The organism is Teichococcus aerofrigidensis (genome assembly GCF_054073225.1).
Genome location: NZ_JBSXMU010000116.1, coordinates 1 through 9,712 on the forward strand (window position 1 = coordinate 1; position 9,712 = coordinate 9,712).

11 protein-coding genes, 1 other RNA gene and 1 pseudogene are annotated in these 9,712 nt (G+C 72.5%); 4 read left to right on the top strand and 9 right to left on the bottom strand.

What is annotated here, in order from left to right; all coding sequences use genetic code 11:
• A partial coding sequence (locus ACVMLK_RS17430) for an isopentenyl transferase family protein (RefSeq protein WP_457487126.1) occupies positions 1–294 on the bottom strand: 294 nt, incomplete at its 3' end.
• Between the two features lie 44 nt (positions 295–338).
• Here ACVMLK_RS17430 and serB point away from each other — a divergent pair.
• Complete coding sequence (gene serB, locus ACVMLK_RS17435; protein WP_198366129.1) at positions 339–1,247, top strand: phosphoserine phosphatase SerB; 909 nt, start codon at positions 339–341, stop codon at positions 1,245–1,247.
• A 66-nt stretch (positions 1,248–1,313) separates the two neighbouring features.
• Here serB and ACVMLK_RS17440 read toward each other — a convergent pair whose 3' ends face one another.
• The 4 genes from ACVMLK_RS17440 to hflK all read right to left on the bottom strand — a co-directional run bounded on the left by ACVMLK_RS17440 (position 1,314) and on the right by hflK (position 5,390).
• The gene (locus tag ACVMLK_RS17440; RefSeq protein WP_198366128.1) at positions 1,314–2,858 is read right to left on the bottom strand and encodes a DegQ family serine endoprotease; all 1,545 of its coding nucleotides are present in this window, start codon (positions 2,856–2,858) and stop codon (positions 1,314–1,316) included.
• Positions 2,859–3,050: 192 nt separating this feature from the next.
• On the bottom strand, positions 3,051–3,245 hold the full coding sequence (locus ACVMLK_RS17445) for a DUF2065 domain-containing protein (protein ID WP_198366127.1): 195 nt from the start codon (positions 3,243–3,245) through the stop codon (positions 3,051–3,053).
• Positions 3,246–3,258: 13 nt separating this feature from the next.
• On the bottom strand, positions 3,259–4,185 hold the full coding sequence (gene hflC / locus ACVMLK_RS17450) for a protease modulator HflC (RefSeq protein ID WP_457487127.1): 927 nt from the start codon (positions 4,183–4,185) through the stop codon (positions 3,259–3,261).
• Positions 4,182–5,390 carry an FtsH protease activity modulator HflK gene (gene hflK, locus ACVMLK_RS17455; protein ID WP_457487128.1) on the bottom strand — a complete coding sequence of 403 codons (1,209 nt, stop codon included), beginning with the start codon at positions 5,388–5,390 and terminating at the stop codon, positions 4,182–4,184. The genes hflC and hflK overlap by 4 nt, the downstream gene beginning before the upstream one ends.
• A gap of 178 nt (positions 5,391–5,568) precedes the next feature.
• Between hflK and ACVMLK_RS17460 the strand changes: the two genes are divergently transcribed.
• A complete protein-coding gene (locus ACVMLK_RS17460; protein ID WP_198366124.1) occupies positions 5,569–6,771 on the top strand; it encodes an Mrp/NBP35 family ATP-binding protein in 1,203 nt (400 codons plus the stop codon).
• Positions 6,772–6,788: 17 nt separating this feature from the next.
• On the opposite strand, the gene ACVMLK_RS17465 is transcribed toward ACVMLK_RS17460, so the two are convergent.
• From ACVMLK_RS17465 to thyX, 3 genes are read right to left on the bottom strand one after another with little or no spacing between them, the layout of a single operon-like run.
• Positions 6,789–7,034, bottom strand: coding sequence for a hypothetical protein (locus ACVMLK_RS17465; protein ID WP_198366123.1), 246 nt, complete (start codon positions 7,032–7,034; stop codon positions 6,789–6,791).
• A 27-nt stretch (positions 7,035–7,061) separates the two neighbouring features.
• On the bottom strand, positions 7,062–7,406 hold the full coding sequence (locus ACVMLK_RS17470; RefSeq protein ID WP_198366122.1) for a hypothetical protein: 345 nt from the start codon (positions 7,404–7,406) through the stop codon (positions 7,062–7,064).
• 9 nt (positions 7,407–7,415) lie between these two features.
• Positions 7,416–8,354: an FAD-dependent thymidylate synthase gene (thyX, locus tag ACVMLK_RS17475; protein WP_457487129.1), complete on the bottom strand. Its 939-nt coding sequence runs from the start codon at positions 8,352–8,354 to the stop codon at positions 7,416–7,418.
• A gap of 125 nt (positions 8,355–8,479) precedes the next feature.
• Between thyX and ssrA the strand changes: the two genes are divergently transcribed.
• Positions 8,480–8,780: a transfer-messenger RNA gene (gene ssrA, locus ACVMLK_RS17480) on the top strand.
• A gap of 134 nt (positions 8,781–8,914) precedes the next feature.
• A complete protein-coding gene (locus ACVMLK_RS17485) occupies positions 8,915–9,454 on the top strand; it encodes an SspB family protein (protein WP_457487130.1) in 540 nt (179 codons plus the stop codon).
• Between the two features lie 34 nt (positions 9,455–9,488).
• Here ACVMLK_RS17485 and ACVMLK_RS17490 read toward each other — a convergent pair.
• Positions 9,489–9,712: pseudogene (locus ACVMLK_RS17490) on the bottom strand (ATPase); the annotation flags it as partial.

Genomic DNA, 9,712 nt, shown 5'->3' on the forward strand with positions numbered 1-9,712 from the left:
GAGGATGGGCAGGCGGCCGGCGTCGCGCGCCGCCGCCATCTCGGCCAGCGCCAGGCCGCGCCATTCGGCGAGGTTGCCGGCCAGCGCCGGGTCGCGCACGCCGTAGAGCCGGTGCGGCGCGCGCGCCCTCTCCCGCGGCGCGGGCTGCGCCGTCAGCACCGCCAGCCCGGCATAGAGCTGCATGCTGTCGGCGTTGATCACCACGCCGCCGAGGCGCTCCGCCAGGGCCAGGGCGAGCGCCGATTTGCCGCTCGCCGTCGGTCCCGCCACCAGCACCGCCAAAGCGTCACGCATCGCCTGTTGATCCCGTCCCGTCCGGGCGGCATGGTCCGCCGCGCATGCAGAATGTTCTGACCCTGATCGCGCCCGCAGGCCAGCTGCCGGCGCCCCTCGCCGCGCGGGTCCGCTCCGCGCTGATGGCGCTCGGCGCCGATACCGGCACGCCGGACTGGCTCTCGGAGGCCGAGGCGCTGGACCTTCCCTTCGACGGGCTGGCGCCGGAGCAGGCCGTCGCCGCCGCCCGCGGCGCGCTGGACGGCGCCCCCGCCGATGCCATCGCCCAGCCGGCGGCGGGGCGCCGCAAGCGGCTGCTGATCGCCGACATGGACAGCACGATCGTGCAGAGCGAGACGCTCGACGAACTCTCGGCCTATGCGGGGGTGAAGGAGCGGGTGGCCGAGATCACGCGCCGCAGCATGAACGGCGAGATCGACTTCGCCGCCGCGCTCCGCCAGCGCGTCGCCATGCTGAAGGGGCTCGACCTCTCCGCGCTGGAGGCCACCTGGCGGCAGACCCACCCGATGCCCGGCGCCGCCGAGCTGGTCGGCACGATGGTCGCGCACGGCGCGCATTGCGCCCTCGCCTCCGGCGGCTTCACCTGGTTCACCGGCCGCGTGGCGGCGCAGCTCGGCTTCACCAGCCACCACGCCAATATCCTGCTGGATGACGGCCAGGCCCTGACCGGCGGCGTCGAGGAGCCGGTCTTCGACCGCGAATCCAAGCTCGCCACGCTGAAGCGCCTCGCGGCCGATCTCGGCCTGCCGCTCTCCGACACCCTGGCGGTGGGCGATGGCGCCAACGACCTCGCCATGCTGGGCGCGGCGGGCCTCGGCATCGCCTTCCGCGCCAAGCCGGTGGTGGCGGCGGCGGCGCGGGCGCGGGTGGATCACGCGGATCTGCGCGCCCTGCTCTTCGTCCAGGGCTACCGCGCCGCCGAGTTCGTCACGGCGGGCTCCGGGCAGCGCTGACGCAGGGTCCCGGCCCCGCGGAGAAGGCGGCCGGGAAGAGGCTTGGTCCCTTCCCGGCCCGCATCGTCAGCCCGGGCTGCCGGGCTCCCGGCCCAGGCGCAGCGGCACGAAACGCTGGCCCTGCCCGTTCTCGATCAGCATCAGCGCGCTCGGCCGGTTCTGCCGGCGCAGGCGGGTGAGCTGCTCCTGCACCTCCTGCGGAGTGGTGACGCGGTTCTGCTGCACTTCCACGATCAGGTCGCCGGCGTTGAGGCCGCGCTCGGCGGCGCTGCTGTTCGGCGCCACCTCGGTGATGACCACCCCCTTCGCCTCCTCGCCGAGGCTGAAGCGCTCGCGCGTCTCGGGCGAGAGCGGCGCCACCTTGAGGCCCAGCCCCGACAGCTCGACCGCGCCGCTGCCGGGCCGTGCCTGCTGCGGACTGCCGGCGGAGGCCTGCTGCTCGGCGGGAAGCTCGGTGACGGTGACCTCGACGGTCTGCCGGTTGCCGCCGCGCCAGAGCTCGACGGGCACCTTGCTGCCGACCTTGGTCTCGGCGACGACGCGCGGTAGCTGCCGCATCTCGCGCACATCCTGCCCGTTGAAGCGCAGGATCACGTCACCGTTGCGGATGCCGGCCTTCGCGGCCGGGCCATCCTCCTGCGCGCGCGCCACCAGGGCGCCCTGCGCGCCGCCCGGCAGGGCCAGGCTCTCGGCGATCTCCTCGGTCACCTGCTGGATGTTCACACCCAGCCAGCCGCGCCGCACCCGGCCGTCGTCGCGCAGCTGCGCGACGATGTTCTTCGCCAGATTGGAGGGAATGGCGAAGCCGATGCCGATCGAGCCGCCGGAGGGCGAGACGATGGCGGTGTTGATGCCGATCACCTCGCCCTGAACGTTGAACAGCGGGCCGCCGGAATTGCCGCGGTTGATGGCGGCGTCGGTCTGGATGAAGTCGTCGTAGGGACCGGCGTTGATGTTGCGGCCGCGCGCCGAGACGATGCCCGAGGTCACGCTGCCGCCGAAGCCCAGCGGATTGCCGATCGCCAGCACCCAGTCGCCCACCTCGGCCTTGTCGGAATCGCCGAAGGGCACGACGGGAAGCGGCTTCTCCGGCTTGACGCGCAGCACGGCGATGTCGGTGCGCGGGTCGACGCCGACCAGCTCGGCCCGCAGGGTGGTGTTGTCCTGCAGCACCACGTTGATCTCGTCGGCGCCGTCGATGACGTGGTTGTTCGTCACGATGATGCCGGAGGCGTCGACGACGAAGCCCGAGCCCTGGCTCTGCGCGCGGCGCGGCGGCTGGCCGGGACGCGCGCCCGGGCCGCCGGGGCGGTTGCGCTCGAAGAAGTCGCGGAACAGCTCCTCGAAGGGGCTGCCCGGCGGGGCCTGGGGCATCTCCGGCGCGTCCGGCCGCCCGGCGCGGGCCTGCAGCGTCTGGCTGGTCTGGATGTTGACCACGGCCGGCAGCAGCTTGCGCGCCAGCGGGGCGAAGCTCTCCGGCGTGGTGGCCACCGGGCCCGGCGCGCTGGGCGCGTTCGGCGCCACGGTGGCGGGCTGCGCCAGGACGGAGGGCGAGAGGGCGAGAGGCGCCGCGGCAACCGTGGCACTCAGGAGAAGGGTGGCGAGACGCATCGGCATTCCTCGCTGTGCGGCGAAAGGACGGTGTCCGGGCGGCTGCCCGGCATGACCTGGAGAATGGGGCGCCGGAGAGAGATCAGGAAGGTGGCAGGCCACCCCAAAGGCGGGAAAAGCTGTTACAAAGAGCGTCCCCCGCCGCACCGGGGTAACGAAGCACCAGCAAGGCCGGTCCGTGTAACGGATCGGTTATCCGCCGACCAGGAAGCTGGCCAGTGCGACGCCGGCCACGGCCACCAGCAGGCCGGTCATCCGCAGCCGCTCGGGCGGCACGGCCAGGATGCCCGCCAGGGCGCGGCGCATGGCGTCCGGAAAGGCCGCGTAGAGCAGCCCCTCCAGCGCCACGACCACCGCGACCCCGGCGATCAGCTCGGTCAGCGTCATGCCGCTGGCCGGCTCAGTCGGCCGGCGCGGGCTGCGCCCCCAGAGCCTCCGGCCGGGTCAGGCCGGGTGTCGGCATGCCGGGCTGGCTCTGCCGGAAGTAGCGGAAGAACTCCGAATCCGGGGTCAGCACCAGCCGCGCCTCACCCTCCGAGAAGGCGTCCCGGTAGGCTTGCATGGTGCGGTAGAAGCCATAGAACTCCGGATCCCGCTGGAACGCGCCGGCGAAGATGCGGATCGCCTCCTCGTCGCCCTGGCCGCGCAGCGTGTCCGCCTGGGCCTGGCTCTCGGCCAGGATGACGGTGCGCTCGCGGTCGGCGCCGGCGCGCACCCGCGCCGCTACCTCCGCACCCTCGGCGCGCGCCTCGCGCGCCACCCGCTCGCGCTCCGACTTCATGCGCGACAGGATCGCCTGGGTGTTCTCCTCCGGCAGGTCGGCGCGGCGGATGCGGACATCCTCCACGGCCACGCCGAAGCGGCGCGCCTCCTCGTTCACCTGCCGCTGGATCTCGCTCATGATCCGCGCGCGGTCGGAGGAGAGCACGGCGAGCAGCGGCTCGTTGCCCAGCACCCGGCGCAGCGACGAGACCACGATCGAGGAGAGCCGGCCGCGGATGCCCGCCTCCTGCGCGCCCGAGGTCTGGAAGAAGACCAGCGGATCGGTGATGCGGAAGCGGGTGAAGCTGTCCACGATCAGGCGCCGCTGGTCCCCGAGGATGACCTCCTCGCCCGGCGCGTCGAAGTCCAGCAGCCGGCGGTCGAAGCTGATCACCGACTGGATGAAGGGCAGCTTGGCGTGCAGGCCGGGCTTCTCGATGACCCGGATCGGCTCGCCGAACTGGGTGATCAGCACCTGCTCGGTCTGGTGCACGGTGAACAGCGCCGAGGCGGCGGCGGCCAGGCCGACGACGACGACGCCGCCGAGCAGCATCATGCGGTTCATCGGGCGCCTCCCTGCGGGCGGGCCTGCGGTACGCTGAGCGCCGAGGGCGGAGCGGGCGGCGTCTGCTGCTGCTGGCGCGGCGCGGCCGGGGTCGAGCCGTCCAGCGGCAGGTAGGGCACCACGCCCTGCAGGCGGTCATCCACCACCAGCGTCGGATTGCGGCGCAGGATCTCCTCCATGGTCTCCAGGTACAGCCGGCGGATGGTGACATCCTTGGCGGTCTGATAGGCGCTCAGCACGCTGACGAAGCGCGCCGCCTCACCGCGCGCCCGGGCCACCTGGCTCTCCCGGTAGCCCTCGGCCTCCTGGATCATGCGCTGCCCTTCGCCGCGGGCGCGGGGGATGATGTCGTTGCGGTAGGCCTCGGCCTCGTTGCGCATCCGCTCGCGGTCGGCATTGGCGCGCTGCACGTCGCGGAAGGTGTCGATGACCTCGGACGGCGGCTCGACCTTGAGGAGCTGGATCTGCGTCAGCTCGATGCCGGAGCCGTACTGGTCCAGGATGAACTGCGTGCCGGTGCGGACCGCCTGCTCGATCTGCGCCCGCGCCTCGGTCAGGGCGGGCTGGATCGGGGTGCGGCCGACAACCTCGCGCATCACGCTCTCCGCCGCCAGCTTGACCGTCTGGTCGGGGTTGCGGGTGTTGAAGAGGTATTCCCCCGCATCGCGGATGCGCCAGAACACCGCGAAGTCGATGTCGATGATGTTCTCGTCACCGGTCAGCATCAGGCTCTCCTCCAGCACGTCGCGGGCGGAGACGGGACGGGTCAGGGGCGAGTCGTTGGCGGCGCGGAAGCCGACATCGATGCGGTTGATGCGGGTCACGCGCGGCGTGGTGACGCTCTCGACGGGCCAGGGGATGCGGTAGTTCAGGCCCGGAGCGGTGGTGCGGTTGAAAGCGCCGAAGCGCATGACCACGCCCTGTTCGTCCGGCTGCACCCGGTAGAGCCCGCTCGCCGCCCAGACCGCCAGCAGCGCGGCCAGGCCGATCCCGATCCACTTGCCGCTGCCACGGCCGCCGCGCGGCAGGATGCGGCGCAGCGCCTCCTGCGCTTGGCGGATAGCCTCGTCCAGATCGGGCCCGCCGCCAGGGCCCCGGCCACCGGAGCCACCGCCCTGGGGCGGCTGACCCCAGGGACCGCCGGGGCGAGGATTGCCCCAGGGACTGCCGCCCTGGCCGGATCCGCCGCTACTGTTCCATGGCATAAACTGGCTCTACTCCCTCAGCATCCGTGTCCTGGCGCCCGGTACTTGCGCACGGCGGATGCATGCGCGACAGGGCCGGCCCATATGTCGCCCTGTCCGGGCCATGGCGCAATGCATGAACATCACGTAATGGCGAGGGCCGGGCCGATATTGTCCGCAGAAGAGGGGTTTTCAAGCAATGCCTGACGCCGTCGCGACTCCCGCGGCAGATCCTTCGGAACCTCCCCTGGCGCGGGCGGTACGGGCGGCGCTCCGCGTGGTGCACGATCCGGAGACGGGGCAGGACGTGGTGGCCTCGGGCATGCTGCAGGGCCTCTCGGCGCGGGACGGGATGGTGCAGTTCACGCTGACGGTGCCGCGGGAGCGGGCGCGGCAGATGGAGCCTCTCCGCGCCGCCGCCGAGCGGGTCGCCGCGGCGGTGCCCGGCGTCCTTTCGGCCACCTGCGTGCTGACCGCGCATCGCGACGCGCCGACGCCTGGCCGCGGTCGGGAGGGGGGCCAGGAGGCAGGCCAGGGCGTTCCGCCGCGCCCGGCGGCCGCCCCCGCCGGCCCGGCGCGCTCCAGCCGCCCGCCCCCCGGACAGGGGCAGATGCTGTTGCCGGATGTCCGCGCCATCGTCGCCATCGCCTCGGGCAAGGGCGGCGTCGGCAAGTCCACGACGGCGGTCAACCTGGCCGTCGCCCTGGCCGCCGACGGCAAGCGGGTCGGCCTGCTGGACGCCGATATCTACGGCCCCTCCCTGCCGCAGATGCTGGGCCTGCGGGAGAGGCCCCGCGCCGCGGCCGGCCGGCTGGAGCCAGTGGAGCGCTGGGGGCTCCGGGCCATGTCGATCGGCCTGCTGGTCGAGCCGGAGACGGCGATGATCTGGCGTGGCCCGATGGTGATGGGCGCGCTGGAGCAGATGCTGGGCCAGGTGGACTGGGGGCCGCTCGACGTGCTGGTGGTGGACATGCCGCCCGGCACCGGCGACGCCCAGCTCACCATGAGCCAGCGCGTGCCGCTGGCCGGCGCTGTGATCGTCTCGACGCCGCAGGACGTGGCGCTGATCGATGCCCGCCGCGGCGTCCGCATGTTCCAGAAGGTGAACGTGCCGGTGCTCGGGCTGATCGAGAACATGTCCTACTACTGCTGCCCGCAATGCGGCCACCGCGCCGATCTCTTCGGCCATGGCGGGGCGCGGGCGGAGGCGGAGCGGATGGGCGTCGAGTTCCTCGGCGAGCTGCCGCTCAAGCTGGAGATCCGCCAGCTCGCCGATGCCGGCACGCCCATCGTCATGGCGCGCCCCGAGAGCCACGAGGCGGAGAGCTACCGCGCCATCGCCCGGCGGCTGTCGGCCAAGCTGACCGCCGCGCCCGCCGGGCCGCGCATCATCGTGGAGTGACGGCGGCGCCGCGCGGCTCAGTGGCCGCGCGGCAGCCTCCCGTCCCGGGGGACCCCATCCTGCCGCCGGCGGCCGTAGCGGTAGCCGATGAACAGCGCCGCCACGATCAACAGCGCCGTGGCCGGATCGTGGAAGAGGAAGGTCAGCACCGCCCAGACCAGGCCCAGCACCGCCCAGACCAGCCAGAGGCTGAGCGACAGCGCGGCGAAGACCAGCATCAGCGGGAAGCCGATCAGCAGCAGCAAGAGCACCACCCAACCCATCGGGTTCTCCTTCTCGTCAAAGCGGCGTCAGGCACGGCCGCGCGGCTTGCGGGCCGGGGGCGACGGCCGCCGCGCGGTGGCCCGGCCGAGAGCGAAGCCCCCCAGCCCGGTCAGCAGCAGCAGGGCCCCGAGATCGCCCACCAGGGCATGCGCCAGCGGCACGCCGATCAGCAGCACGCCCACGCAGATGAGCACGGCCATCCAGCGGCGCCAGGGAAAATCGCGCAGGAAGCCGGAGAGGGCGGCGAAGGGCGCCCGCAGGCGGCGCGCCCCCCGCCGGGCCGGCGCCGTCCGGGGGCGGCCAGAGGGGCGGCCCGGGACGCGGCGCGGCGTGGAGGCACCACCGGTGCCGTTGCGCGGGGCGGGTGCCATGGCGGCGGATCAGGCGGGACGGCCCAGTTGCTCCATCAGCTCCCGCCATTCCCGCTTCGAGAGCCCGCTGCCGCCCTGCTCCACCGCCTCGCCCGCCAGCAGTCGCCGCACCACCGCCAGCATCTGCGCCGACAGCGTCACCGCGCCGAGCCGGTAGTCGCGGAAGGCCTCGGCCACCGCCGGCACCCAGGCCTCCAGCGAGCGCATCATCGCCTCGGCATAGGCCCGGATCTCGTACTGGGCATGGACATCGGCGCGCAGGCTCAGGAAATGCAGCAGGTTGTGCAGGTCCGTCTTCCAGTACCACTGGGTATAGGTGTTGAGCGTCAGGTTCATCCGCGCCAGCTCGCGCGCCAGCCCCTGGCGGGCGGGGTCGGCCGGCTGACCGGCCTCGTCCTCGTTCAGCATCTCGGCATAGTGATCGTAGGTCGTCATGGCGTCCTGCCGCAGCAGGCGCAGCACATGCTCGGCCTCGGCGCCCTGCAGCACCGTGCCGCGGCCCTGGCGGTTGCTGGCCGACTGCGCGGCGAGCTGCTCCGGCGCCGGCAGGTAGAACTCCCGGTCCAGGATCGAGTAGCGCGCCGAATACTCGTTCACATTGGCGGTGCGATGGCGGATCCACTGCCGCGCGATGAAGATCGGCAGCTTCACGTGATACTTGATCTCGCACATCTCGAAGGGGGTCGAGTGGCGGTGCCGCATCAGGTAGCGGATCAGCCCCCGGTCCTCATTCGCCGCCCGCGTCCCGCGCCCGTAGGAGACGCGCGCCGCCTGCACCACCGCCGCGTCGTCGCCCATGTAGTCGATGACGCGGACGAAGCCGTGGTCGAGCACCGGCACGGGCTCGAAGAGCATGGCCTCCAGCGCCGGCACGGTGGGGCGGCGGGTCTCGGCGCGGAAGGCCTTGGCCTCGGCGAGGTCCTGAAGCTGGGATGGGGTGAGCGCCATGGAACCGCCTTGCTGAGCCAGGGTGTGGCGGGCCGGCGGACCGGCCCGGCGCCTGCCCATAGCCCGTCGGGCGCCCCAAGGGAACAGAGCATGCCCGGGAACAGGGCACCGGCGGAGGCGCCTCCCCTCTCGCAATCGGCAGAGGAATGTCCTATATGCGCTTTGCTCACCTTCGGGTGGCTATGGCGATAAACGGCATGTGGAATAAGCGTTGCGGACCCGGGGGCAGTGCCCGGCGCCTCCACCATAGGGGGGCGAAACAGGCTCGACGCGCGTGGTAAAGCCATGTCTTTTGCCCGGCATTGTACCGCCGTTATCGGGCTATATCACAAGTGCCAACGATAATGGTCGCGAGACCATGGCGCTCGCTGCCTAACCATAGGTAAGCGCGGTCCGGGGGGAACCGGGCAACAGAATCCCCCCACTTCCGCGCAGACGAGGCAACCCCGCCCGGGTCCTCTCGATTCCTGTCAGGCGATTCTTGCCGGGGGCCCACTTCCCGGCCGCCCGAGACTTCCGGTATGGGGGTCTACCTTGAAGCGTCTGCCGGGATATGACCGATGACCGAAGAGACGAGGCAGACCGAGAGTCTGCTCCCCTATGACAGCTGGACCGAGGACGCGATGCGCGAGGTCGCGCTGCGCGCGCTCGACCATGCGAGCGAGCACGGCCTGCCCGGCGAGCATCACTTCTACCTGACCTTCCGCACCGATCTTCCCGGTGTCTCCATCCCCGCGCATCTCAAGGCCCGCTATCCGGAGGAGATGACCATCGTCCTCCAGCACCAGTTCTGGGACCTGAAGGTGGACCGGAGCCAGGGCTTCGTCACCGCCGGCCTGTCCTTCGGCGGTGTGCCGGCCACGCTGGTCATCCCGATCGCGGCGCTCACCGCCTTCTGGGATCCTCATGTCCGGGTCGGGCTTCGCTTCCCCTCGGCGGAGTCCAGCGCGCGGGAGCCGGCGCAGGCGGCACAACCCGTCCCCATGGCCGAGCAGGCCGAGGAGCTGCCCGCCGCCGCCCCGGCCGAGGAGGCCGAGAGTCCCGCCCAGGTGGTCAGCCTGGACGCCTTCCGCCGCCGCCCGGGACGCGACGGCGCCTGAGCGCCGGAAGGCCCGCCCGCGACGGCAGCGGGCCTCAGCGCTTGCTGATCGATCCCAGGATGCCGCGTACCAGGGCACGTCCGATCTGGCCGCCGACCTGGGATCCCACACTGCGCGCCACCGACTTGGCCAGGGCGCCGACCGGGCTGTCGCGCCGCCCGCCGCCGCTGCCGAAGAGGATGTCCTGCAACACCCCGCCGCCGGCGCCCTGCGGCGGCGCGGCTTGGGCCGGCGCCCGCCGGCCGGGAGGGCGCGGCG

Excerpts from the sequence above, each read along its gene's own strand:
- ACVMLK_RS17470 (WP_198366122.1), bottom strand. The coding sequence starts at position 7,406 with ATGGCACCCGCCCCGCGCAACGGCACCGGTGGTGCCTCCACGCCGCGC.
- ACVMLK_RS17440 (WP_198366128.1), bottom strand. The coding sequence starts at position 2,858 with ATGCGTCTCGCCACCCTTCTCCTGAGTGCCACGGTTGCCGCGGCGCCT.
- hflC (WP_457487127.1), bottom strand. The coding sequence starts at position 4,185 with ATGAACCGCATGATGCTGCTCGGCGGCGTCGTCGTCGTCGGCCTGGCC.
- ACVMLK_RS17445 (WP_198366127.1), bottom strand. The coding sequence starts at position 3,245 with ATGACGCTGACCGAGCTGATCGCCGGGGTCGCGGTGGTCGTGGCGCTG.
- hflK (WP_457487128.1), bottom strand. The coding sequence starts at position 5,390 with ATGCCATGGAACAGTAGCGGCGGATCCGGCCAGGGCGGCAGTCCCTGG.
- ACVMLK_RS17460 (WP_198366124.1), top strand. The coding sequence starts at position 5,569 with ATGCCTGACGCCGTCGCGACTCCCGCGGCAGATCCTTCGGAACCTCCC.
- ACVMLK_RS17485 (WP_457487130.1), top strand. The coding sequence starts at position 8,915 with ATGACCGAAGAGACGAGGCAGACCGAGAGTCTGCTCCCCTATGACAGC.
- serB (WP_198366129.1), top strand. The coding sequence starts at position 339 with ATGCAGAATGTTCTGACCCTGATCGCGCCCGCAGGCCAGCTGCCGGCG.
- thyX (WP_457487129.1), bottom strand. The coding sequence starts at position 8,354 with ATGGCGCTCACCCCATCCCAGCTTCAGGACCTCGCCGAGGCCAAGGCC.
- ACVMLK_RS17465 (WP_198366123.1), bottom strand. The coding sequence starts at position 7,034 with ATGGGTTGGGTGGTGCTCTTGCTGCTGCTGATCGGCTTCCCGCTGATG.